Source organism: Streptomyces sp. NPDC060000 (assembly GCF_042737375.1).
GTDB lineage: Bacteria > Actinomycetota > Actinomycetes > Streptomycetales > Streptomycetaceae > Streptomyces.
The window spans coordinates 10842-35218 of record NZ_JBHWUU010000098.1; the positions used below are offsets into that span (position 1 = coordinate 10842).

Annotated in this window: 21 protein-coding genes; 10 read left to right on the forward strand and 11 right to left on the reverse strand. The window is 70.6% G+C overall.

Annotation, left to right across the window (positions count from 1 at the left end):
* Positions 1-146: 146 nt before the first annotated feature.
* A complete protein-coding gene (locus ACFWBB_RS36840) occupies positions 147-1055 on the reverse strand; it encodes a pseudouridine-5'-phosphate glycosidase (RefSeq protein ID WP_385281778.1) in 909 nt (302 codons plus the stop codon).
* 99 nt (positions 1056-1154) lie between these two features.
* On the opposite strand from ACFWBB_RS36840, the gene ACFWBB_RS36845 reads away from it, so the two are divergent.
* Positions 1155-1583, forward strand: a complete 429-nt coding sequence (locus ACFWBB_RS36845; RefSeq protein WP_385281781.1) for a VOC family protein — start codon at positions 1155-1157, stop codon at positions 1581-1583.
* Between the two features lie 129 nt (positions 1584-1712).
* Here the strand turns inward: ACFWBB_RS36845 and ACFWBB_RS36850 are convergent, their stop codons facing one another.
* From ACFWBB_RS36850 to ACFWBB_RS36860, 3 genes are all read right to left on the reverse strand, one after another.
* The gene (locus ACFWBB_RS36850; protein ID WP_385281784.1) at positions 1713-3032 is read right to left on the reverse strand and encodes an MFS transporter; all 1320 of its coding nucleotides are present in this window, start codon (positions 3030-3032) and stop codon (positions 1713-1715) included.
* A 69-nt stretch (positions 3033-3101) separates the two neighbouring features.
* The gene (locus ACFWBB_RS36855) at positions 3102-3671 is read right to left on the reverse strand and encodes a methylated-DNA--[protein]-cysteine S-methyltransferase (protein WP_385281786.1); all 570 of its coding nucleotides are present in this window, start codon (positions 3669-3671) and stop codon (positions 3102-3104) included.
* A gap of 87 nt (positions 3672-3758) precedes the next feature.
* Complete coding sequence (locus ACFWBB_RS36860; protein ID WP_385281789.1) at positions 3759-4631, reverse strand: glycerophosphodiester phosphodiesterase; 873 nt, start codon at positions 4629-4631, stop codon at positions 3759-3761.
* A 272-nt stretch (positions 4632-4903) separates the two neighbouring features.
* Between ACFWBB_RS36860 and ACFWBB_RS36865 the strand changes: the two genes are divergently transcribed.
* The 7 genes from ACFWBB_RS36865 (at position 4904) to ACFWBB_RS36895 (ending at position 13677) form a co-directional block, all read left to right on the forward strand.
* A complete protein-coding gene (locus ACFWBB_RS36865; RefSeq protein ID WP_385281791.1) occupies positions 4904-5767 on the forward strand; it encodes an MHYT domain-containing protein in 864 nt (287 codons plus the stop codon).
* An 87-nt stretch (positions 5768-5854) separates the two neighbouring features.
* Positions 5855-7999, forward strand: coding sequence for an excinuclease ABC subunit UvrB (uvrB, locus tag ACFWBB_RS36870; RefSeq protein ID WP_385281794.1), 2145 nt, complete (start codon positions 5855-5857; stop codon positions 7997-7999).
* 159 nt (positions 8000-8158) lie between these two features.
* Positions 8159-8737 carry a TerD family protein gene (locus ACFWBB_RS36875; protein ID WP_079663041.1) on the forward strand — a complete coding sequence of 193 codons (579 nt, stop codon included), beginning with the start codon at positions 8159-8161 and terminating at the stop codon, positions 8735-8737.
* A 53-nt stretch (positions 8738-8790) separates the two neighbouring features.
* On the forward strand, positions 8791-10806 hold the full coding sequence (locus tag ACFWBB_RS36880; protein WP_385281798.1) for a TerD family protein: 2016 nt from the start codon (positions 8791-8793) through the stop codon (positions 10804-10806).
* Positions 10807-11031: 225 nt separating this feature from the next.
* On the forward strand, positions 11032-12033 hold the full coding sequence (locus tag ACFWBB_RS36885) for a TerC/Alx family metal homeostasis membrane protein (protein WP_385281801.1): 1002 nt from the start codon (positions 11032-11034) through the stop codon (positions 12031-12033).
* Between the two features lie 126 nt (positions 12034-12159).
* Entirely contained in the window at positions 12160-12474 is a 315-nt protein-coding gene (locus ACFWBB_RS36890; protein WP_385281805.1) for a hypothetical protein, read from the forward strand.
* Positions 12475-12576: 102 nt separating this feature from the next.
* Complete coding sequence (locus ACFWBB_RS36895) at positions 12577-13677, forward strand: calcium:proton antiporter (protein WP_385281808.1); 1101 nt, start codon at positions 12577-12579, stop codon at positions 13675-13677.
* Here the strand turns inward: ACFWBB_RS36895 and ACFWBB_RS36900 are convergent.
* Positions 13667-14959: an MFS transporter gene (locus ACFWBB_RS36900; RefSeq protein ID WP_385281811.1), complete on the reverse strand. Its 1293-nt coding sequence runs from the start codon at positions 14957-14959 to the stop codon at positions 13667-13669. The genes ACFWBB_RS36895 and ACFWBB_RS36900 overlap by 11 nt on opposite strands.
* Positions 14960-15062: 103 nt before the next feature.
* Entirely contained in the window at positions 15063-16109 is a 1047-nt protein-coding gene (locus ACFWBB_RS36905; protein ID WP_385281814.1) for a S66 peptidase family protein, read from the reverse strand.
* 98 nt (positions 16110-16207) lie between these two features.
* On the opposite strand from ACFWBB_RS36905, the gene aroQ reads away from it, so the two are divergent.
* Entirely contained in the window at positions 16208-16681 is a 474-nt protein-coding gene (gene aroQ / locus ACFWBB_RS36910; protein ID WP_385281817.1) for a type II 3-dehydroquinate dehydratase, read from the forward strand.
* Positions 16682-16718: 37 nt separating this feature from the next.
* Here aroQ and ACFWBB_RS36915 read toward each other — a convergent pair whose 3' ends face one another.
* From ACFWBB_RS36915 to ACFWBB_RS36935, 5 genes are all read right to left on the reverse strand, one after another.
* Positions 16719-17471, reverse strand: a complete 753-nt coding sequence (locus ACFWBB_RS36915) for an amino acid ABC transporter ATP-binding protein (protein WP_385281820.1) — start codon at positions 17469-17471, stop codon at positions 16719-16721.
* Positions 17468-18400: an amino acid ABC transporter permease gene (locus ACFWBB_RS36920; protein WP_385281823.1), complete on the reverse strand. Its 933-nt coding sequence runs from the start codon at positions 18398-18400 to the stop codon at positions 17468-17470. The genes ACFWBB_RS36915 and ACFWBB_RS36920 overlap by 4 nt, the downstream gene beginning before the upstream one ends.
* A complete protein-coding gene (locus tag ACFWBB_RS36925; protein ID WP_385281826.1) occupies positions 18397-19299 on the reverse strand; it encodes an ABC transporter substrate-binding protein in 903 nt (300 codons plus the stop codon). Before ACFWBB_RS36925 ends, ACFWBB_RS36920 begins: the two co-directional genes overlap by 4 nt.
* Positions 19300-19615: 316 nt before the next feature.
* The gene (locus ACFWBB_RS36930) at positions 19616-20272 is read right to left on the reverse strand and encodes an MBL fold metallo-hydrolase (protein ID WP_385281829.1); all 657 of its coding nucleotides are present in this window, start codon (positions 20270-20272) and stop codon (positions 19616-19618) included.
* Between the two features lie 9 nt (positions 20273-20281).
* Complete coding sequence (locus tag ACFWBB_RS36935; RefSeq protein ID WP_385281832.1) at positions 20282-20968, reverse strand: maleylpyruvate isomerase family mycothiol-dependent enzyme; 687 nt, start codon at positions 20966-20968, stop codon at positions 20282-20284.
* A gap of 223 nt (positions 20969-21191) precedes the next feature.
* Here ACFWBB_RS36935 and uvrA point away from each other — a divergent pair, with 223 nt between their 5' ends.
* Positions 21192-24269, forward strand: a complete 3078-nt coding sequence (uvrA, locus tag ACFWBB_RS36940) for an excinuclease ABC subunit UvrA (protein ID WP_385281834.1) — start codon at positions 21192-21194, stop codon at positions 24267-24269.
* Positions 24270-24377: the final 108 nt, after the last annotated feature.

Sequence of the window (24377 nt, forward strand, 5' to 3'; positions counted from 1 at the left end):
CCCGGACCCCGTACCCGCCCCGGACCCCGGCCCCGCCCCGGACCCCGCACCCGCCCCGGACCCCGCACCCGCCCCCGTATCCCGAGCCGGGTCCCCGTCGTCGCCGTGGTCGTCGTGACCGCCGTCCGTCCCGCCCGGTCGGGTGGTCATGCCTCGGCCCAGGCCGTCGCGATCCGCGCGGCAAGCCGCACATTGCCGCGCACCGCCGCGAGATTGGCGCTCAGGGACGCGCCGTCGGTGTGCCGGACCAGGTAGGCGAGCAGGAACGGCGTGACGCCCTGGCCGGTGACACCGGCCTCTTCGCACGCGTGCAGCGCGTCGGCGAGCACGCGCGCGTGGAGCGCGGGATCGAGCTGCTCCTCCTCGGGAACCGGGTTGGCGACGATCAGCGCGGACTCCGGCACACCGAGCGCGTCCTGCGCCCGCATCACATCGGCCACCTGCCGCGGGCTGTCCACCGTCCAGTCCACGGGGTGTCCCGAGTCCGACAGGTAGAACCCGGGGAAGCGGTCGGTGCCGTACCCGACGACGGCGACGCCCAGGGTCTCCAGCCGCTGCAGGGTCGCCGGCACGTCCAGAATCGACTTCACCCCCGCGCACACCACCGTGATGCGGGTGTTCGCCAGCAGCCCCAGGTCGGCCGACTCGTCCTGGGTGACGGTCCACTGCCGGTGCACCCCGCCGAGCCCACCCGTCGCGAACACCCGTACGCCCACGTGTGCCGCCAGCAGCGCCGTGGCCGACACCGTGGTCGCCCCGGAGGCTCCCGAGGCCACGGCGAGCGGCAGGTCGCGATGGCCCAGCTTGCGGAACCCGTCCTCGTTGGCGACCCGCTCCAACTGCTCCTTGTCCAGGCCCACATGGGGTCGTCCGTCGAGCACGGCGATCGTCGCCGGCACGGCGCCTCCCGCGCGTACGACCGCCTCCAGCTCCAGGGCCACCTGGAGGTTGCGCGGGCGGGGCAGCCCGTGCGAGATGATCGTGGACTCCAGGGCCACCACGGGTCGACGCGCGTCGACCGCGTCCCGCACCTCTTCCGACACCATCAGCACCACGCGCCCGCCTCCTGTCCGTCGGTCTCCCCTCATCTCTGGCGGGCGGCGCACCCGGTCAAACCCTTGCCTCCTGTGGGGCAGGACACCAGCCTGGGACGTATGACGGACAACACGACACGTCTCGACCACGTCGTCCTCTGGGTGCGCGACCCGGTCGCCGCCGTCGATTTCTACGAGAAGGCCGTCGGCCTGGAGCCGGTCCGGCTCCCCGGGTTCGTCGCCGGCGAGGAACCGTTTCCCTCCGTACGCGTCAACGAGGAGGCGCTCCTCGACCTCATGCCGTTGTCGATGGCGGAGCGGATGAAGATGCTCCCCGGCGCCGCCGAGAGCGCGGGGCACCCCGTGAACCACGTCTGCCTCGCCCTGTCACTGGGCGACTTCGACACACTCCGCGCCCGCCTGGAGGAGCGCGCCGTCCCCGTCTCGGCCATCTCGCACGGTTCCTTCGGAGCCAGAGGCGAGGCCAAGCGCAGCTTCTACTTCCGCGACCCGGACGGCAACGTCATCGAGGCACGGCACTACGACTGAAGCACCTGCGGAGGGAGTACCTGCGGCGGGAGTACCTGCGAGTGAAGCACCTGCGACTGACGTAACGCCTGTCCGACGCAACTCCCATCTGCCGCGACCTTCACCTGTGGCGACGACACCCCGACGTTCCTACGCCTGGCGTACGTCCGGCGGGCTGCCCGCGGCGGCCCCGGTCCTGTCTCCGTCCTTGGTCCTGTTCCGGGTGAGCAGGACCAGGGCGGTCGACGGGACCAGCAGACTGGCCGCGGCGACGTTGAGCCATGCGTAGCTCGCCTGGGCGACCACGAGCCCGGCGATCGCTCCGCCGACCCCCGCCGAGGTGTTCATGGTGAGGTCGGAGAACCCCTGGGCGGCGGCTCGCGCGGACTGCGGTACCGAGTCCGTCAGCAGCGCGGAACCCGACACGAGACCGGCCGACCAGCCCAGCCCGAGCACGAACAGCCCGGCGGCGGTCTGTCCGTGGCTGCCGCCGGCCGTTCCCGCCAGGAACAGGGCGAGGGCGAGGAGCCCGGCCGCGAGCCCCGCGACCGAGAGCCGCCCCACCCGGTCCGCCAGCCGTCCCATCAGCGGCGCGAAGGCGTACATGCCCGCGATGTGCCCGCTGATGACCAGCCCGATCAGTGAGATGCCCGCGCCGTGGTGGGCGAGGTCGAGCGGGGTCATCGACATGACCGAGACCATCACCGTGTGCGACACGGCCACCGTCACGAGCGCGAGCCGGGCGCGGGGCGACGCGGCGACGGCCGCCAGACCGGCGCGCAGGGAACGGGCCTGCGGGGACCGCTCCTCCTCCGGTCCGAGAGCGCGGGCCGTCAGCAGCGGGTCGGGACGCAGCAGCACGGCCACCAGGACCGCCGACAGGACGAAGATTCCGGCCGCCCACAGGAAGGGGCCCGCCGCCGGTGGTATCCCGAGTCCGGCGACGCTCCGGCCGGCCGGCGCGGCGATGTTGGGGCCGAGCACCGCGCCGATGGTGGTCGCCCACACCACGTTCGAGATGGCCTGGGCTCGCCGGTGCGGTTCCGCCAGGTCGGCGGCGGCGAACCGTGCCTGGAGGTTCGCCGAGGAGGCCGCGCCGAACGCGGCCATGCCGCACAGCAGCAGCGGAAAGTTCCCGGCGCGCGCCGCCATCACGACGACACCGGCGCCCAGGGCACCCACGAGATAGGCAAGCACCAGACCCGGCCGGCGACCGCGCGCGGTCATCAGCGCGGCCATCGGCATCGACAGCACGGCCGTCCCCGCGACGGTGGCGGTGGGTGCGAGCCCGGACAGTGCCTCGGTACCGCTGACCTGCCGGGCCAGTACGGCGGCCAGCGCGATCCCGGTGGCGACGCCGAGGCCGCCGAGGATCTGGCTCGCGACCAGCACCGCGGTCGTGCGGCGCCGCAGGGCGGGCAGGGAGGCGGCGTCGACGGGCGCCGGGGCGGCGCGCTCGACGGCGGTCACGGGCCGCGCCTCACCGTCACGCGGCCGGGCCGACGACCGGGAGATCTGCTCACCGGCGCAGTCTCCCTCTCAGAACAGCGGCTCGGGTAGTACCCCTTCCAGCGCGAGCAGCTTCCGCTTGGTCTCCAGACCGCCCCCGAACCCGCCGATGCCGCCGTCGCTCGCCACGACCCGGTGGCAGGGCACGACGACCGGCAGCGGATTGGCGCCCATCGCCACCCCCACCGCCTGCGCCGCCGACGGCTGCCCCACCCGCTTGGCGAGATCGCCGTAGCCGACGACCGCCCCGTACGGGACGCCGGAGGCGAGTTCGCGCAGCACCTGCCGGTTGAAACCCGAGATCAGCGACCAGTCCAGGGGCAGCTCGAAAGCCCGCCGCCCGCCGGAGAAGTAGGCCTCCACCTGTCGTATCGCCTCGGTCAGCAGTGGGGAGCCGGGCGCCTCGACGGGCTGCGTGCCCAGTCGGGCGGCCAACCGGGCGAGTGCCTTGTCGCGCACCGCGTCGGTGGCGTGGAACACGACGTTGAGCAGGCCCCCGCCGGTCGCGGCCAGCAACAGCGGACCGATGTCGGTACCGACGACGGTCCACACGACCTGCTGCTCGTTCTGCCCCTGCTCGTTCTGCCCCTGGCTGTCCATGCGCCCACCGTACGACCTGCCACTGACAACGCCCCCGGGGCGACGGCCAGGCCGCTCCCGCACCGGCGCCCCGGGACCAGTCGGACGTCAGTACCCGTACAGGGCCCGGCGTACCACGTCGGGCTTGTCGGTGATGACGCCGTCGACGTCGTACGCGGATACGGCCAGGGCGGTCACGGCGTCGTCGACGGTCCAGGCGAACACCTTCACCGGTGTGCCGTGCGGTCCGGTCAGCGCGTGCACGGCGGAGACGTACGCCGGAGAGAGGGAGGCGTACGACGGATTGATCAGGTCGGCGAAGACCGCGAACCGGGGCAGGTCCGCGACGGCCGGCATCCCGAGCAGGCCGGTCTTCACCGCCGGTTCCAGCTCGTGGACGGTCCGCAGGCTGTCGGCGCTGAAACTCTGCACGATCAGCCGGTTCGTGCGGTGCCGCCGGTCCAGCCAGCCCTCGTTGTTCAGCAGTTCGAGGGTCTGCTGCTCGACTCCCGGATACAGCTCGGGGTTCTTGATCTCGAGAAGCAGCTTCTGGTGGTGTTGCTCGACCCGTTCGAGGTACTCCTTCAGCGTCGGCACGCGGGCGCCCGCGTACGCGGAGCCGAACCAGCTCCCCGCGTCGAGCCGGGCGATCTCGGCCGCGGTGAAGTCCCGCACCTTCCACGGAGCGCGCCCGGGGAAGACCTCTTCGGCGTCGGTCGTACGGCGGAGGCTGTCGTCGTGGATCACCACGAGTTCGCCGTCCTTGGTGCGCTGGACGTCGTTCTCCACCCAGCGGACGCCCAGCGCGGCCGCCTTGTCGACGGCGTCAAGGGTGTTCTCCGGGGCGTAGGCGGAGGCGCCCCGGTGGGCGATCACCGAAGGCCGGAGGGTGATGCCTGCCCGGGCGTCGTGAACGGGGAGCAGGAGGGCGACGGTGCCAAGGACCGCGGTGGTCGTGGCGGCAATTACGCGCGCGTGCATGCGTACTCCTCGCGTCAAGCCATCACATACAGCACCACAGTGACAGCAGGGAGTCGACGACGGGGGAGCGCAGGATGACCGCGGAACGAAAGGAGACGTCCGAGGCCGTTCACCCGTGCCGCACATGTGCGACCGGGGCGTGTTTCTTTGCCGGAAAATCGTTCGACCATTCCGGTGGGAGTCATACTCTCTCTCAGCCTTGACCGCGCACAGCGGTCCTGGGAGGGGCGAATTTCAGAGACATCCAGCAACAGGGCGAAGGGCAACCGCGCATGCAAGGCACGGTCGACGGTTTCAGCTACGGACTCGTCACACCGCTGGTGGCCTATCTCATGGCCTGCCTCGGCGGTGCTCTCGGGCTGCGCTGCACCACCAGAGCCCTGTTGGTCGCCCAGTCCTGGCGACCGGGATGGCTCGCCCTCGGCTCGGCCGCGATCGGCTCCGGCATCTGGACCATGCACTTCATCGCGATGATCGGCTTCACGGTCGAAGGTGCCCCGATCCACTACGACAAGCCGATGACCTACGCGAGCCTGGGCGTGGCCATCGTCATGGTGGGCGTGGGGATCTTCATCGTCGGCTACCGGGGCGCGACCGGAACCGCGCTGTTCACCGGGGGCACGATCACGGGTCTCGGTATCGCGTCCATGCACTACCTGGGCATGGCCGGAATGCGCTTGAACGGCACCTTCCAGTACAACACGCTGACCGTCGCCACCTCGGTCGCCATAGCGATGGCCGCCGCCACCGCCGCCCTGTGGGCCGCGGGACGGGTCAGGGGTTTCCTGTGGAGCGTGGGCGCCAGCCTGGTCATGGGACTGGCCGTCACCGGCATGCACTACACCGGGATGGCCGCCCTGAGCGTCCATCTGCACACGGGGGCCCCGACCGCGGGCGACTCTCCCGCCGCCCTCCTCGCCCCGATGCTGATCGGCCCCCTCGCCTTCCTCTGCCTCGCGGGTGTCGTCGTGATGTTCGACCCGCTGATGGTGATGGGCAAGCCCGACTGGACCCCCGCCGAGCACAAGCCCGGCGTCCCGGCGCACCCGCCCGCCCCGCGCCCGTCGGGCCGCTCGCAGCTCCACAGCCGCCGGAAGGTGACGCACCGGGAGTCCCGGACCCCGCAGAACCGCTGATTCCCGCACCGGCGCGACCCCTGGGCCGGTCCCCGCGGATCCCCTGATCGACCCCCGTTGTCAGTGGGGGGTCGTACGGTGGATGACATGCGGCCCGTTTCCCACATCGAACGCACGGTGGCGCCTTTCGAGGTCGTCAGCCCCTACCAGCCCAGCGGCGACCAGCCGGCGGCCATCGCCGAGCTGGCCAAGCGCGTCGAGGCAGGTGAGAAGGACGTCGTCCTGCTCGGCGCGACCGGCACCGGAAAGTCCGCGACCACCGCGTGGATGATCGAGAAGCTCCAGCGCCCCACCCTGGTGATGGCGCCGAACAAGACCCTGGCCGCCCAGCTGGCGAACGAGTTCCGCGAACTGCTGCCGAACAACGCGGTCGAATACTTCGTCTCGTACTACGACTACTACCAGCCCGAGGCGTACGTCCCGCAGTCGGACACCTACATCGAGAAGGACTCCTCGATCAACGAGGAGGTCGAGCGCCTGCGCCACTCCGCGACCAACTCGCTGCTCACCCGCCGGGACGTCGTCGTGGTCGCCTCGGTCTCCTGCATCTACGGCCTCGGCACTCCGCAGGAGTACGTGGACCGGATGGTCCCGCTCCGCGTCGGCGACGAGCTCGACCGGGACCAGTTGCTGCGCCGCTTCGTCGACATCCAGTACACGCGCAACGACCTGGCGTTCAGCCGCGGCACCTTCCGGGTGCGCGGCGACACCATCGAGATCTTCCCGGTCTACGAGGAGCTCGCCGTCCGCATCGAGATGTTCGGCGACGAGATCGAGGCCCTGTCCACGCTGCACCCGCTCACCGGCGAGATCATCAGCGACGACCAGCAGCTGTACATCTTCCCGGCCACCCACTACGTGGCGGGACCGGAGCGCCTGGAGCGGGCCGCCAACGACATCGAGAAGGAGCTGGGCGAGCGGCTGGCCGACCTGGAGAAGCAGGGCAAGCTCCTGGAGGCCCAGCGGCTGCGCATGCGCACCACCTACGACCTGGAGATGCTCCGCCAGATCGGTTCCTGCGCCGGTGTCGAGAACTACTCGATGCACTTCGACGGCCGCCTGCCCGGCTCCCCGCCGAACACCCTGCTCGACTACTTCCCGGACGACTTCCTGCTCGTCATCGACGAGTCCCATGTCACCGTCCCGCAGATCGGCGCCATGTACGAGGGTGACGCCTCCCGTAAGCGGACCCTCGTCGACCACGGCTTCCGGCTGCCCTCCGCCCTCGACAACCGCCCGCTGAAGTGGGAGGAGTTCCAGGAGCGCATCGGGCAGACCGTCTACCTGTCGGCGACCCCGGGCAAGTACGAGCTCTCCCGCGGGGACGGCGCCGTCGAGCAGATCATCCGCCCCACCGGCCTGATCGACCCGGAGGTCGTCGTCAAGCCCACCGAGGGCCAGATCGACGACCTGGTGCACGAGATCCGCACCCGGGTGGAGAAGGACGAGCGCGTCCTGGTCACCACGCTCACCAAGAAGATGGCCGAGGATCTCACGGACTACTTCCTGGAGCTCGGTATCCAGGTGCGCTATCTGCACAGTGACGTCGACACCCTGCGCCGGATCGAGCTGCTGCGCGAGCTGCGCGCCGGCGAGTTCGACGTCCTGGTCGGCATCAACCTCCTGCGCGAGGGCCTCGACCTGCCCGAGGTGTCCCTGGTGGCGATCCTCGACGCCGACAAGGAGGGCTTCCTGCGCTCCGGCACCTCGCTGATCCAGACCATCGGCCGCGCGGCGCGCAATGTCTCCGGGCAGGTCCACATGTACGCCGACAAGATCACCCCGGGTATGGAGCGGGCCATCGAGGAGACCAACCGCCGCCGGGAGAAGCAGGTCGCCTACAACACGGCGAACGGCATCGACCCGCAACCGCTCCGCAAGAAGATCAACGACATCGTCGCCCAGATCTCCCGCGAGGAGGTCGACACGGAGCAGCTGCTCGGCTCCGGCTACCGCGCGAAGAAGGACGGGCGGGGCACCAAGGCCCCGGTGCCCTCCCTCGGCGACAAGGCGGCCAAGGGAGCCAAGTCCAGGTCGGCCAAGGGCAAAACCAGGGAAACCGTGCCGACGGACCGGCCCGCGGCAGAACTCGCCGGGCAGATCGAGGAGATGACGGAGCGTATGCGGGCCGCCGCCGCGGATCTCCAGTTCGAGGTCGCCGCCCGGATCCGCGACGAGGTCCATGAGATGAAGAAGGAACTGCGGCAGATGAGGGAGGCGGGTCTGGCCTGACGGACCGGCGCGGTCGCCGTGCCCCGGCCCCGCCAGCGCTGTGTTGCAAGACCGACACAAAGTGCGGGCCTGGGTACGGCACTGTCAGTGCCTTTGCGTAGGGTTTCCGTCAACCGCGGGCTCGCGGCAACAGGGGACAGTCCGAGAGGGGATCAGCGCGTGACCGTCAACATGACCAAGGGTCAGGCCATCAGTCTGCAGAAGAACGACGGGGGCAGCCTGACCGCGGTGCGCATGGGTCTCGGCTGGCAGGCGGCCCCCAGGCGCGGTCTGTTCGGCTCCCGGACCCGGGAGATCGACCTCGACGCCTCCGCCGTTCTGTTCGCCGACAAGCAGCCGGTCGACGTCGTCTTCTTCCGTCACCTGGTGAGCGACGACGGCTCCGTCCGTCACACCGGTGACAACCTCGTCGGCGGTGTCGGCCAGGGCGGCGACGACGAGGCGATCCTCGTCGACCTCGCGCGCGTGCCGGTCCACATCGACCAGATCATCTTCACGGTGAACTCCTTCACCGGCCAGACGTTCCAGGAAGTGCAGAACGCCTTCTGCCGTCTGGTCGACGAGACCAACGGCCAGGAGCTCGCGCGCTACACACTGGCGGGCGGCGGCGCCTACACGGCCCAGATCATGGCGAAGGTCCACCGGGTGGGCGGGGGCTGGAACATGACGGCTCTCGGCACGCCGGCCAACGGCCGTACCTTCCAGGACCTGATGCCCGCGATCCTGCCCGCACTGTAGGGCGCAGGGCGGCACACGACCACACCGGACGCGACGCAGGGGGACGACAGGCGATGACGGCCGAGTTGGTGCGGGGACAGAACCACCCGCTCTCCCAGGTCCGCCTCGAGATCCGGGTCTCGGCCGGCCGGCCGGTCATGGCGGTTGCCACACTCGGCGACGAGAGTGGCCGGGTCCCCGGCGTCGAGTGGGTGGCCCACCCGGGTGTACCCACACTGCCGGGCCTGGAGGTCTCCCGGCAGGCGGCCGCCGACCACCGCCTCGCGGTGGATCTGGACGCCGTGTCGGCGACCGTGCACCGGGTCAGCGTCCTGCTCGCGCTGCCCGCGGGCGTCGGCGGGCCGGTCACGTTCGGCTCGGTCGCGGCCCCCTTCGTCGCGGTCACCGGCCTGGACGGCACCGAGGTCGCCACCTACACCATCACCGGTCTGGACGCGGAGTCGGCGGTCGTCGCGCTGGAGCTGTACCGGCGGCAGGGCGCCTGGAAGGTGCGCGCCGTGGGCCAGGGGTACGCGGGCGGTCTCGCCGAACTCCTCACCGACCAGGGCCTGTCGCAGGCGCACCAGCTCGCGGCCGGCATCAACGACGCCGTGGTCCAGGGGCTGGCCCGCTCGGTGCCCGCCCCGCCGCCGCGTACGGCCGACGGCGACCGCTCCCGGCAGGCGGCCGCGTCCACGCTCGGCCCGGACCAGAGCGCCTCGCCGTACGGTGCGCAGGGCCCCCAGGGCGGCGCCGGCCCCTACGGAACGACCCAGAACCCGCAGGGCCCGTCGGGCGCGGGTTACCCGGCCGGGGCCACGCCGACGGACCCCGACAGCACTCAGCCGGCGCCGGCGGCACCCACCACGGGTGGCCCGATCGACTACAGCCACCCGCGTCGGCAGAACGCCGCTCCGCCGCCGCCTCCGCCCACCGCGCCCGCTGCCCGGCCCGGGCAGCCCGCCCAGCCCGTCGCGGGTGACGCGACCGGCTGGTCCATGGAGGAGCGGCTCTACAACCAGGTCTGGGGCATGTTCGAGGACCTGGCCCGCACCACGGCCGCGTACCGCAGCGCCGTCGACTTCGCCGAAACGCGGATGGAGAAGGAGCTGGACCAGGTCCTGGCCGATCCGCGCAGCAGGATGGGCGGCCAGGGCGACGCCGCCCGCGAGGCGGCCCAGGCCAGGCACCTCCAGCTCGTCGACCAGGCCAGGGAGGCGCTGGACCGGGATGTCGTCCAGCTCGGCGCCGAGGCCGATGTCGTCGAACCGGCGCTGCCCGCGGCGTACGCGCGCTGGGACAACCCCGTCTGGCACGCCTACCGCGTCCCGATGGAGATGCCCATGGCGGTACGGCTGGGTGACCTCCACCTTCCCGAGAGCGACCCGCTGCGCATCCCGATGCTGGTCAGGCTCCCGCTCGAACGCGGCCTGTGGATCGACAGCGGGCGGACCGGCTCGTCCGACGGATCGTTCGCCGACTCCCACGAACTGCGGCGCCTCGCCATGGAGTCGGCCGTGGCGCACATGGCCCGGCTGCTGGCGGTGCATCCGGCGGACGAGTTCACGGTGCACGTCATCGACCCGGCCGGTTCGGCCGCCCGCGAACTAGCGCCGCTGGTGCGGAGCGGGGTTCTGGCGGCCCCGCCCGCGGCCGGCGCGGCAGGGGTCGCGGCGGTCCTGGGGCGGCTCACGGAGCGCGTCGACCTGGTGCAGATGGCGGTGCGTGGTGGCATGGCCGACTCGTTGCCGCCCGGCTTCGACACGGCTCAGCAGCTCCTGGTCGTCAACGACTTCCCGCACGGCTTCGACGACCGTGCCGTGACCCAGCTGCGCTACCTCGCGGACGAGGGTCCTGGCGTCGGCGTCCACCTGATGATGGTGGCCGACCGGGAGGACGCCGACAGTTACGGTCCGTTGCTGGATCCGCTGTGGCGTGGGCTGCTGCGGCTGACGCCGATGCCGGACGACCACCTCGCCGACCCCTGGGTGGGGCACGCCTGGACGTATGAGCCGAGCCTCGTGCCGTCCGGCGGCCAGGTGCTCCAGCAGGTGCTGGCTCAGGTGGCGGAGGCCCGTGCCAAGTACTAGTAAAGGCTCCTGACCAGCCGACTTGGTCTTTCTTTTGCCAATCGCTTTACCTTTTCTTGGTGGTTGGGGTACTGTTTTCCTCACGGAGGGGAGTACTCCCGCTGCGACGTACCCGTCAATACGGATCAGGCCTGATCCCGGGGCGTCGGCCCGGTTCCGGGTGGAAGAGACCTCCGGCAGCGCGACGACGCTGATCACCTGCCGTTACGTACTGCCGGAGGCGCAGTGAATGTTTCCCTGGCCCTGTGGGTCCTGACCATCGTGGGCCTTGCCGCCCTCATCGCGGTCGACTTCTTCATCGGCCGCAAACCGCACGACGTGTCGATCAAGGAAGCGGGGATCTGGACCGTCGTCTGGATCGCCCTCGCCGGACTTTTCGGGGCCGGGCTGCTCGTCTTCAGCGGCGGTGAACCGGCCGGCGAGTTCTTCGCGGGCTTCATCACCGAGAAGTCGCTCAGTGTCGACAACCTCTTCGTGTTCGTCCTGATCATGGCGAAGTTCGCGGTCCCGTCGCAGTACCAGCAGCGGGTCCTGCTCGTCGGAGTCCTCATAGCCCTGGTCCTGCGGGCGATCTTCATCGCCGCGGGCGCCGCGATCCTCGCCAGCTTCGCGTGGGTGTTCTACATCTTCGGCGCCTTCCTGATCTGGACCGCCTGGAAGCTCATCCAGGAGGCCCGGGCCGACGAGGAGGACGAGGAGTTCGAGGAGAACAAGCTGCTGAAGGCAGTGGAGAAGCGCTTCGGCGTGGCCGACCGCTATCACGGCACGAAGCTGTGGATCGAGCAGAACGGCAAGCGGGTCATGACCCCGATGCTGGTCGTGATGCTCGCGATCGGCACGACCGACGTGCTCTTCGCCCTCGACTCGATCCCCGCGATCTTCGGCCTGACGCAGGACCCGTACATCGTCTTCACGGCCAACGCGTTCGCGCTGATGGGGCTGCGGCAGCTCTACTTCCTCATCGGCGGCCTGCTCCGGAAGCTGGTCCACCTCAGCTACGGCCTGTCGGTGATCCTCGGCTTCATCGGCGTGAAGCTGGTGCTGCACGCCCTGCACGAGTCCGGGGTGCACGTGCCCGAGATCAGCATCCCGGTCTCGCTCGGCGTCATCTTGTCCGTCCTGATCGTCACCACGATCACCAGCCTGCTGGCCTCGAAGAAGCAGGCGGCGGCCGAGGCGGCGCAGACCGCGAGCGAAGGCGCTCCGAAGGACAGCATCGAGGCCTGACCACGGAGTACGTAGGAACAACCACCCCCGGGAGCGGTGCGCGGCGAATTGCCGAGCGCCGCTCCCGGTGCTTCGTTGGGAAGCGGGCGTTTCCACGCGGGAACGCCGGATCGGGGTGGAGGCATCATGGACACGTCGCAGAAGTTCGTCCAGATCGTCGAGTTCGAGACCGACCGCATCGACGAGATGAGGGCGCTGGCCGAGGAGGGGGAACAGCGCGTCACGGGCCGGGCCGACGGCCCGAAGCGCCGCCTCGTTGTCAAGGACCGGAACCGGCCGAACCGCTACCTCGTGATCATCGAGTTCGACTCCTACGAGGAGGCCATGCGCAACAGCGACGACCCGGAGACAGGCAAGTTCGCGGAGCGGATGGCCGCGCTCTGCACCCGGCCCCCGTCCTTCACCGACTGCGACGTCCAGGACACGACCGAGTTCAGCTGACGACATCCGCGCACAGGCCGCACAGGCCGTACGGGCTGTACGGGCTGCACGGGCTGTACGGGCCGGAATGCGAAGCCCCTACGGCTCTGCGACGATCGCAGCATGATCGCTCGGCTCGGATCGGTCACGACCCGCTGGACCTCCCTCGTGCCGGCGCTGGCGGTCGTCCTGCTGGTCCTGACCTGGGGACGTGACCTGCCCGGCCCGGTCGTCGCGGTGGTGACCCTGGTCCTCGCCGGAGCGGTCCTGGCCGCTGTGCACCATGCGGAGGTCGTCGCCCACCGGGTCGGCGAACCGTTCGGGTCCCTCGTCCTCGCGGTCGCCGTGACGATCATCGAGGTCGCCCTGATCGTCACACTGATGGCGGACGGCGGTGACAAGAGCGCGACGCTGGCCAGGGATACGGTCTTCGCTGCGGTGATGATCACCTGCAACGGCATCGTCGGCCTGTGTCTCCTGGTCGCCTCGCTGCGTCACGGCACGGCGATCTTCAACCCGGAGGGCACCGGCGCGGCCCTGGCGACCGTCGCGACCCTGGCCACGCTCAGCCTGGTCCTGCCGACCTTCACCACCAGCAGACCGGGCGCGGAGTTCTCCGGTGTCCAGCTCACCTTCGCCGCGCTGTCCTCGCTGGTCCTGTACGGACTGTTCGTGGCGACCCAGACCATCCGGCACCGCGACTACTTCCTGCCGGTCACCCGGCAGGGCGAGGTGATCACCGCCGACGACCATGCCGGCGTGCCCACGTCCCGGACCGCCCTGATCAGCCTCGGACTGCTCGGCCTGGCGCTGGTCGGGGTGGTCGGCCTCGCCAAGGGGGTGTCGCCCACCATCGAGTCCGCAGTGGCGGCCGCCGGACTGCCGCAGGCGGTGGTCGGTGTGGTCATCGCGCTGCTGGTGCTGCTCCCCGAGACCATCGCCGCGCTGCGCTCCGCCCGCCGCGACCGGGTGCAGACCAGCCTCAACCTCGCGCTCGGCTCCGCGATGGCCAGCATCGGGCTCACCATCCCCGCGGTCGCCCTTGCCTCCGTCTGGCTCTCCGGTCCGCTCGTCCTCGGCCTCGGCTCCACCCATATGGTGCTGCTCGCGCTGACCGTCGTGGTCAGCTCGCTGACGGTGGTCCCGGGACGGGCCACGCCCCTGCAGGGCGGCGTCCATCTGGTGCTGTTCGCGGCCTACCTGGAGCTGGCGATCAATCCGTAGGAACCGGCGACCGGTCCGTGGCCGGCTGCGCGGTCGCCACCGGCACCGGACGCGTCTCCGGGAGCAGTGCGAAGCAGCCCAGGCTGAGCAGTGCGATGCCCGTCAGATACGCGCCCACCCCCCACGGGACCCGCCCCGGCTGCTCCGCGAGGGCGGTCGCCACGATCGGCGTGAGCGCGCCCCCGAGGACGCCGCCGAGGTTGTAGCCGACGGACGCACCGGTACAGCGCACCCGCGGCGCGTACAGCTCCGGCAGATACGCCGCGATCACCGCGAACATCGTGACGAAGGCGACCAGCGCCCCCAGGAAACCGAGGAACATCAGCAGCGGTTCACCGGTCGAGAGCAGCGCGACCAGCGGAAACATCCACAGCGCGGCAGCCGCGCAGCCCACGAGACACAGCGGCCGTCGGCCGAAGCGGTCGCCGAGCAGCGCCATCACAGGCGTCAGCGCACCCTTCACCACCACGGCGGCCATGATGCAGGTCAGCATCACCGTGCGGCTGACTCCCAGTCGCTCCGTCGCGTACGCCAGCGACCAGGTCGTCACGGCGTAGAAGATCGCGTATCCGACGGCGAGCGCGCCCGCGGTGAGCAGGACGAGCCGCCAGTGGTCGCGCACGACCTCCGCGAGCGGCACACGCGCGTGGTCGCCGATCTCCAGGAACCTGGGGCTCTCGGGCAGCGACGACCGGAGCCACAGCCCCAGGACGGCCAGTGCCCCGGCCGCCCAGAAGGGCACCCGCCAACCCCACTGCGTGAACTGCGCCTCCGTGAGCGCCACCGACAGGACCAGCACCACCCCGTTGGCGAGCACGAAGCCCACGGCGGGCCCGACCTGCGGGAAGCTCGACCACAGCGCGCGCCGCTCGGCGGGCGCGTGTTCCGCGGTCAGCAGCACCGCGCCGCCCCACTCCCCACCGAGCCCCAGCCCCTGGAGGAAACGCAGGACGACCAGCAGCAGGGGCGCGGCCACCCCGATCGTGTCGTACGTCGGCACGCAGCCGACCGCGACCGTCGAGGCGCCGGTCAGCAGCAGGGAGACGACGAGGACCGGCCGCCGCCCGCGCCGGTCCCCGATGTGTCCGAAGAGCACCGCTCCCAGCGGCCGTGCCACGAACCCCACGCCGAACGTCGCGAACGCGGCCAGCGTCCCCGCCGGCGGGGAGAACGTCGGGAAGAACAGCGGCCCGAGGACCAGCGCGGCCGCGGTCCCGTAGACGAAGAAGTCGTAGAACTCGATGGCCGTGCCGGAGAGTGAGGCGGCCGCGAGCCGTGGCATGGAGGGCGTCTTCACTGTGCGTACGTCATGCATGTCGCGTCAACTACCCACGGTGATCGCGGGTTACGGGGGCGTGCGGGGGCTCGGACCGCCGCCAGGGGGCTCAGTAGGTCACGGTGATGCGCCGTGCGGGACCTTCGACGCGGACCGTTCCGCCGTAGGGGATGACGAGTTGCGGGTCGGTGTGGCCGAAGTCCACGTCGAAGACGGCCAGGGTGTCGGGCGCGTACGCCCGCAGCGCACGCTCCACCGCCGCGCGCTGGTCGGCGGCGTAACGGGCTGCCTCCTGCGGGCTGTTGGGACGCTCGAAGGACCAGCTCTTGGCGCGGGCCATCAGCAGCGCGGGGAAGCGCCGCAGCAGCCCGCGCTCGCCCATGTTGCGCATGATCCGGAAGACCTCCGTGGCGCTCGGCAGCTCCTCCGACGTCTCCAGGATCAGCACCCCGCCGTCGTACGCCGAGGGGTCGCGCGCGATCTCGCGGTCGGCCATCAGCAGCCAGGAGAGGATCTCCAGGTTGCCGCCCCAGCTGCGGCCCTCCACCACACGGTCGGCGTTGACCCAGCTCCAGCCGGTGCCGGGCCGGGTGGCCGGCTCCGCCTCGAAGGTCGCCGGGTCGGCCCAGTCGCGGTCGACGTCGTTCCAGCGCTCGGCGGGCCGCAGCTCGTAGGGGCCCGAGGTGAACAGCGCGGCGCGCAGCGAGTCGGCGGTCTGCGGGTGCATGGCTCCGGGACGCCCGAGCTCGCACATGACGCTCGCGCCGTGGTAGGCGACGACACCGGAGTTGTACAGGAACGCCAGCAGGTTGGTGTTGTCGCTCCACCCGAAGAACGGCTTCGGATGGGCGCGCAGCAACTCCCGGTCCAGCAGCGGCAGTACGGTGATCTGGTCCTCCCCGCCGATCGACGCGACGACCGCCCGCACGCCCGGGTCGGCGAACGCGGCGTGGATGTCGTCGGCGCGCTCCTGCGGTGTCGCCCCCGTCCTGCGCGTCGCCGGGTACTCGACGGGCTCCAGACCGAACTCCTCGCGCAGCCGCGCCAGGCCCAGTTCGTAGGGGCGCGGGAAGAGCCCGGGCAGGCCCGCGGAGGGCGAGATGACGGCTATGCGGTCGCCGGCCGAGGGCTTCGGGGGATACGAGGGCGTCGTCATGTCGGGAGGGTAAGGCCTGCTGCCCTGCGGTTTCACCGTGATAAACCGGGTGTGAGCGGCGGCCCCCGACGGGCCGCCCACGACGGACCGGAGGAACCGTGCCCCGCAGCCTGGCCAACGCCCCGATCATGATCCTCAACGGGCCCAACCTCAACCTCCTGGGCCAGCGTCAGCCGGAGATCTACGGTTCCGACACCCTCGCCGACGTCGAGGCGCTGTGCGTCAAGGCGGCGGCCGCGCACGGCGGCACCGTGGACCTCCGGCAGTCCAACCACGAGGGGCAGCTGGTCGACTGGATCCACGAGGCGCGGCTGAACCACTGCGGCATCGTGATCAACCCGGGCGCCTACTCGCACACGTCGGTCGCGATCCTCGACGCCCTCAACACCTGTGACGGTCTGCCGGTGCTGGAGGTCCACATCTCCAACATCCATCAGCGCGAGACCTTCCGGCACCACTCGTACGTCTCGCTGCGCGCCGACGGCGTCATCGCGGGATGCGGGGTGCAGGGATACGTCTTCGGCGTGGAGCGCGTCGCCGCGCTGGCGGGGGCGGGGAAGGCAGACGCGTAAGCACCGGTCTCCAGGACCGCGCTCCTTACCGCGTCCCTCAGAGGCGGCCCGCCTCCACGATCCGCCGCAGGAAGCGCTGCGTGCGCTCCTGCCGCGGGTCGCCGAAGAGCTGCTCGGCGGGGCCCCGCTCCAGCACGACGCCTCCGTCCAGAAAACAGACCTGGTCGGCGACCTCGCGCGCGAAGCCCATCTCGTGGGTGGCGAGCACCATGGTCATGCCGTCGGCCTTCAGATCACGGACGACGTTCAGGACCTCGCCCACCAGCTCCGGGTCGAGGGCCGCCGTGATCTCGTCGAGCAGCAGCAGCCGGGGGCGCACGGCCAGGGCCCGCACGATCGCCACCCGTTGCTGCTGGCCGCCGCTGAGCCGGTCGGGGTACTCGCCCGCCCTGCCGGCCAGCCCGAGCCGCTCCAGGAGCTCCGTGGCGTGTTCCTCGGCCTGTGCGCGGGCGACGCCGTGCACGCGGCGCGGGGCGAGCGTGATGTTCTCCAGCACCGTCATGTGCGGGAACAGGTTGTACGCCTGGAAGACCACGCCGATCCGGCGCCGTACCGCGTCCTGGTCGGCGCGCGGGTCGGTGATCTCCTCGCCGTCCAGCCAGATCGCGCCGTCGTCGATGTCCTCGAGCAGGTTGGCGCAGCGCAGCAGCGTGGACTTGCCGGAGCCGGAGGCGCCGATCAGCGCCGTCACCGTGTGCGGGGCGACCTCCAGGTCGACGTCCCGCAGGACGACGGACCCGCCGAAGGTCTTGCGGACGGACTCCATCCGCAGCACCGGGGCGTCGCTCATGTCGTTCCTCCCTGGGCCCGCTGACGGTCCATCCGGGCCGTCACCCAGTCCGTGAAGCGGGTCATCGGGATGGTCAGGGCCACGAAGACCAGTCCCGCGACGATGTACGGCGTGTAGTTCAGGCTGCGCCCCACGATGATGTCGGCCGCGCGCACGGCGTCGATCGCGCCGCCGATGGAGACGAGACCGGTGTCCTTCTGCAGCGACACCAGGTCGTTCAGCAGCGGCGGCACCTGGCGGCGCACGGCCTGCGGGAGCACCACGAAGCGCAGCGCCTGCCGGTTGCTCAGGCCCAGCGAGCGGGCCGCGGCGCGCTGTGAGGGGTGCACGGACTCGATGCCGGCCCGGAACACCTCGGCGACGTACGCCGAGTACGTCAGTGTCAGCGCCGTGCCGCCCAGCAGCACGGGGTCGACGGTCACGCCCTGCAGCCGCAGGGCCGGGACGCCCAGCACCACGATCATCAGGTTGATGATCAGCGGCAGACCGCGGAAGAAGTCCGTGTACGCCGCCGCCAGCACCCGCAGCGGGAAGAACACGGGCCCGCGCAGGGTGCGGGCCACGGCTATGAGCATGCCGAGGACCAGTACGGCGGCACCGCAGATCAGCAGCAGCCTGACGTTCAGCCAGAGCCCTTCGAGAACCCTGGGGAACGCCTCGCGCGCGTACTGCCCGTCGAAGAACGTCTCCTTGGTGCGCGACCAGCCCGGCGCGCCGACGACGACCAGGTAGAGGACGACACCGGTGACCAGGGTCGACAGGGCGGCGATCGCCGTGGCACGGCGGGCACGCACGCGCTTGTAGCGCTCGCGCTCCAGCCGCCGCCGCGAGGGGACGTAGCCGTCCCCGGGGACGTCCTCGCCGCCCCCGGGCATGTCGCCCCTGCGGCCCGTGCCTTCCCGGCCGGACTCGCCCTTCGTGACCGTCACTTGAGTACCGGGGCGTCGACGGCGTCGGAGAGCCACTGCTGCTCGATCTTCGCCAGGGTGCCGTTCGTGCGGAGCGCGTCCACGGCGCCGGTCACGCAGGAGGTGAGCGCGCTGCCCTTGTCGAGCACGAGCCCGAACTGCTCGGGCGCGGCGCCCTGGTTCTCGAACTGGCCGACGATCTCGGCGTCGGTGACCTCGGCGGCCGTGATGTAGAAGGCGGTCGGCAGGTCGGTGACGATGGCGTCGACCTGGCCGTTCTTCAGCGCGGACTTGGCCTGGTCGTTCTTGGCGTAGACGGCCGCCTGCCCGGTCGGCTTCACCACGTCGTCGATGTAGTTCAGGCTGGTCGTGCCGACCTGCGCGCCCAGCTTGAGGCCCTTGAGGTCCGCGATGCTCTTCGCCTTGGCGGCCTTCGTGCCCTTGAGGGCGATGACGGCCTGGCGCACGTCGTAGTAGCCGGACGAGAAGTCCACGGCCTTCTTGCGCTCGTCGCTGATCGACACCTGGTTGATGTCGAAGTCGAAGGTCTTCTCGCCCGGCGCGAAGGCCTTGTTGAACGGCACGCTCTGCCAGACCACGGCGCTTTTGCCGTAACCGAGCTGCTCCGCCACGGCGTACGCCACCGCCGACTCGAAGCCCTTCCCGTCGGACGGCTTGTCGTCCTTGAACCACGGTTCGTACGCGGGTTCGTCGGTCGCGATCGTCAGCTTGCCGGAGGTCTCGGTGGCCAGCTTGCCCCTGGCACAGCTGTTCGCGGCCGAACCGGCGTTCGCGCTCGAACCGGAAGACGTGGAGGCCGCCTTCTCCTCAGGCTGCGGAGCGCAGCCGACGGCGGTCGCGAGGAGGGCTACGGTGGCGCCGGCTACGGCGCGGCGCAGAACACGCGGGGCGATGTGCATGGCCGGAGAGTGGCAGCGAAACCCCTGTTTGTCGAGGTCACGCCGTCATTTGTCCGCATACTGGGAACGGGTGTTGCGATCTCGTGAACAGTCGCGACGGGCTCCCCGGGCCGCCGGTCGAGGGCGGGGATCGAAGACCGGCGGCCCGATCCGCGCCGGAGCCGTCATCCCGCGCGGAACTGCTGCCAGTTGACCGCGCAACTACGAGTGAGGGGAGCGCGTGCGGCGTATCGGCGTGGGCACGCGATTCACACGGGGCGCGCATCCGGCGACGCACGCCCCCTGTGAGGGAGGGTTCACGAAGAGCTCGGCGCCCTCACCACCCGCGCGCGTGCCACTCCGGAAGGTGCGGCCGCTCCGTGCCCAGCGAGGTGTCGTTGCCGTGGCCCGGGTAGACCCAGGTCTCGTCCGGCAGCACGTCGAAGATCTTCGTCTCGACGTCGCGGATCAGTCTGGCGAACGCCTCCGGGTCCTTACGGGTGTTGCCCACGCCGCCGGGGAAGAGGCAGTCGCCGGTGAACACATGGGGATGGCCGTGCGGGTCGTCGTAGACCAGGGCGATCGAGCCGGGCGTGTGCCCGACCAGGTGGCGCGCGGTGAGCTCCACGTGCCCCACCCGGATGACGTCACCGTCGTCGACCGGGACGTCTGTCGGTACGGGGATGCCCTCGGCGTCCTCTCGGCCGGCGTAGGTACGCGCACGCGTGGCCGCCACGACCTCGGCGAGCGCCTGCCAGTGGTCGCCGTGCTGGTGGGTGGTGACGACGGACGCGATGCCGTCGTCGCCGATCGTGCCGAGCAGGGCGTGCGCGTCGTTGGCCGCGTCGATCAACAACTGCTCGTCCGTGGCCCGGCAGCGCAGCAGATAGGCGTTGTTGTTCATCGGGCCGACCGCGATCTTGGTGATCATCAGGTCCTTGAGCTCGTGCACGTCCGCCGGGCCGCCGACCGTCACCTCTCCGCTGTACGTCATGGCGGCAGCCTATAGCGGCGGAAGGACCGGCAGCGGTCCGCCGTCGACCGTCAGTCCCGAGCCGTCGCGGCGCCCGGCGAGCCAGCCCAGCAGGTCCGCGGGTGCGCCGGTGACGGTCACCTCGGGCCCGTCGGCGTCGCGGCCCGTCCGCCACACGCGTGTGCTGTCCGTCAGCCGTGTCGGCGGTACGTCGGGATGCCCGGTGAAGCGCTCCGCGAGGAACTCGGTCTCCCGTGCGGTGAACTCCTCGGGCAGGTCCTCCAGCTCGTAACCGATGCCGAGGTCCACCGCATGCAGCTCCACCTCCACCCACCGGCGGAAGGGCACGCGGGCCGCCGCGTCGACGACCCCGTTGCGCAGCTCCACCGTGCGCGACCAGTCCGCGGGCACGGCCCCCGCCGCCCGGAAGCGGGCCGCGCTCTCCCGTACGTCCGCGAGCTGGACGTCCAGGGGGCGCGGGGCGTCCCGCTCGATGTCGGCGTCGCGGACATGTGCGTCGGCGTACATCGGACGGCCCTCGAGGACGTTCACGAGGGCGTCCGCGTTGCGGGCGATGTGAGACAGGACATGGCCGCGGCTCCAGCCGGGCAGACGTGACGGCTCGGCCACCGACGCGTTGTCCAGCTCGGCGACTGCGCTGAGGAGCCGCTCGGTCGCGTCACGTACAGACTCCAGGTCATGAGCGTGATCAATCATGGTGCTGACCCTAGCCTCGCCACCCCTTCGGGTGAAGGTGGTCGAGCAAGCCCGCAAATCGAATGCGCGTGCTATAAGGTCGGTGGCGGCGTCGGGCATGCTGGAAGGCCGGGGATTGTTGTGAACCGGTGAATCCCGACCGGCGTTGTCAGTGGCTCGCCCTAGTCTGAAGAAGACGGGGGCCCCGCCCCTGTCACTTCTCTCAAGAAAGGTGCGGACCGGCGTGGCCGACCGTCTCATCGTCCGTGGCGCGCGCGAGCACAACCTCAAGAATGTCTCGCTCGACCTGCCTCGCGACTCGCTCATCGTCTTCACGGGCCTGTCGGGGTCGGGCAAGTCCTCGCTGGCCTTCGACACCATCTTCGCCGAGGGCCAGCGGCGCTACGTCGAGTCCCTCTCCTCGTACGCCCGCCAGTTCCTCGGCCAGATGGACAAGCCGGACGTCGACTTCATCGAGGGCCTCTCACCGGCCGTCTCCATCGACCAGAAGTCGACCTCGCGCAACCCGCGCTCCACGGTCGGCACGATCACCGAGGTCTACGACTACCTGCGGCTGCTCTTCGCGCGCATCGGTAAGCCGCACTGCCCGGAGTGCTCCCGGCCGATCACGCGCCAGTCGCCGCAGGCCATCGTCGACAGGGTCCTGGAGCTGCCCGAGGGCAGCCGCTTCCAGGTGCTGTCGCCGCTGGTGCGCGAGCGCAAGGGCGAGTTCGTCGACCTGTTCGCCGACCTCCAGACCAAGGGCTACTCCCGCGCGCGGGTCGACGGCGAGACGATCCAGCTGTCCAGCCCGCCCACGCTGAAGAAGCAGGAGAAGCACACCATCGAGGTGGTCATCGACCGCCTCACGGTGAAGGAGTCCGCCAAGCGCCGGCTCACCGACTCGGTGGAGACCGCCCTCGGCCTCGCCGGAGGCATGGTCGTGCTCGACTTCGTCGACCTCCCCGAGGACGACCCCGAGCGCGAGCGCATGTACTCGGAGCACCTGTACTGCCCGTACGACGACCTGTCCTTCGAGGAGCTGGAGCCCCGCTCCTTCTCCTTCAACTCGCCCTTCGGCGCCTGCCCCGACTGCTCCGGCATCGGCACGCGCATGGAGGTCGACCCCGAGCTGATCGTCCCGGACGAGGACAAGTCCCTCGACGAGGGCGCCATCCACCCCTGGTCGCACGGCCACACCAAGGAATACTTCGGCCGGCTGATCGGTGCCCTCGCCGACGCGCTCGGCTTCCGCACGGACATCCCCTTCGCGGGACTGCCGCTGCGCGCCAGGAAGGCCCTGCTGCACGGCCACAAGACGCAGATCGAGGTCCGCTACCGCAACAGGTACGGCCGCGAGCGCGTCTACACGACCCCCTTCGAGGGCGCCCTGCCGTTCGTGAAGCGCCGGCACAGCGAGGCCGAGAGCGACGCCAGCCGGGAGCGCTTCGAGGGCTATATGCGCGAGGTGCCCTGCCCCACCTGTGCGGGCACCCGCCTGAAGCCGCTCGTCCTCGCGGTCACGGTCATGGGGAAGTCCATCGCCGAGGTCTCCGGGATGTCCATCAGCGACTGCGCGGACTTCCTGGGTGAGCTGAAGCTCAACGCCCGCGACAAGAAGATCGCCGAGCGGGTCCTCAAGGAGGTCAACGAGCGACTGCGGTTCCTCGTCGACGTCGGTCTCGACTACCTCTCGCTCAACCGCGCGGCCGGCACGCTCTCCGGCGGCGAGGCCCAGCGCATCCGCCTGGCCACCCAGATCGGCTCCGGCCTCGTCGGCGTCCTGTACGTCCTCGACGAGCCGTCCATCGGCCTGCACCAGCGTGACAACCACCGGCTGATCGAGACCCTGGTCCGGCTGCGGGACATGGGCAACACGCTGATCGTCGTCGAGCACGACGAGGACACCATCAAGGTCGCCGACTGGATCGTCGACATCGGTCCAGGCGCCGGCGAGCACGGCGGCAAGGTCGTGCACAGCGGCGGCCTGAAGGAACTGCTCGCCAACGCCGAGTCGCAGACCGGGCAGTACCTGTCCGGCAAGAAGGCGATCCCGGTGCCCGACATCCGGCGCCCGCTGGACCCGTCCCGCCGGCTCACCGTCCACGGCGCCCGCGAGAACAACCTCCAGGACATCGACGTGTCCTTCCCGCTGGGCGTGTTCACCGCGGTCACCGGCGTCTCCGGCTCCGGCAAGTCGACGCTGGTCAACGACATCCTGTACACGCACCTGGCCCGCGAACTGAACGGCGCGAGGAACGTACCCGGGCGGCACACGCGGGTGGACGGCGACGACCTCGTCGACAAGGTCGTACATGTCGACCAGTCGCCGATCGGCCGCACCCCGCGCTCCAACCCGGCCACCTACACGGGTGTCTTCGACCACGTCCGCAAGCTGTTCGCGGAGACCACCGAGGCGAAGGTGCGCGGCTATCTGCCCGGCCGCTTCTCCTTCAACGTCAAGGGCGGCCGCTGCGAGAACTGCGCGGGCGACGGCACGATCAAGATCGAGATGAACTTCCTCCCGGACGTCTACGTCCCGTGCGAGGTCTGCCACGGCGCCCGCTACAACCGGGAGACCCTGGAGGTCCACTACAAGGGCAAGTCCATCGCCGACGTCCTGAACATGCCGATCGAGGAGGCGACGGGGTTCTTCGAGGCCGTCCCCGCTATCGCCCGCCACCTCAACACCCTGAAGGACGTCGGCCTCGGCTACGTCCGGCTCGGCCAGTCCGCGACCACCCTGTCCGGCGGTGAGGCGCAGCGGGTGAAGCTCGCCAGCGAGCTCCAGCGACGCTCCACCGGCCGCACGGTCTACGTGCTGGACGAGCCGACGACCGGTCTGCACTTCGAGGACATCAGCAAGCTTCTGAAGGTTCTCGGCGGCCTCGTCGACAAGGGCAACACGGTCATCGTCATCGAGCACAACCTCGACGTGATCAAGACCGCCGACTGGGTCGTCGACATGGGCCCCGAGGGGGGCGCCGGCGGCGGACTGGTCATCGCGGAGGGCACGCCCGAGGAGGTTGCCGGGGTGTCGACCAGCCACACCGGCAAGTTCCTGCGGGAGGTTCTCGGCGCGGACCGGATCAGCGACGCCGCACCGGTGAAGGCCCCGCGCAAGGCGGCGGCGAAGAAGACGGTCGCGGCGAAGACCACGGCGCGCAAGACCGCGACCGCCAGGACGGCCTCGGCCAAGGCGACCGCCGCCGACACCACGGCGGCCAAGAAGGCCACCACGGCGGCCAAGAAGGCCACCGGGGCGGGGACGGGGACGAAGGCGACTCCCGCGAAGAAGACCACGCGGGCCCGCAAGGCCTGACGTGACACGGGCCGCGAGGCCCAGACGCCACACAGGCGTGCGGCCCGGTGGCCACCGAGGTCGCGAGCCCGGTGCGGACACCGGCCGTGCGGCCTGGCGACCTATGCG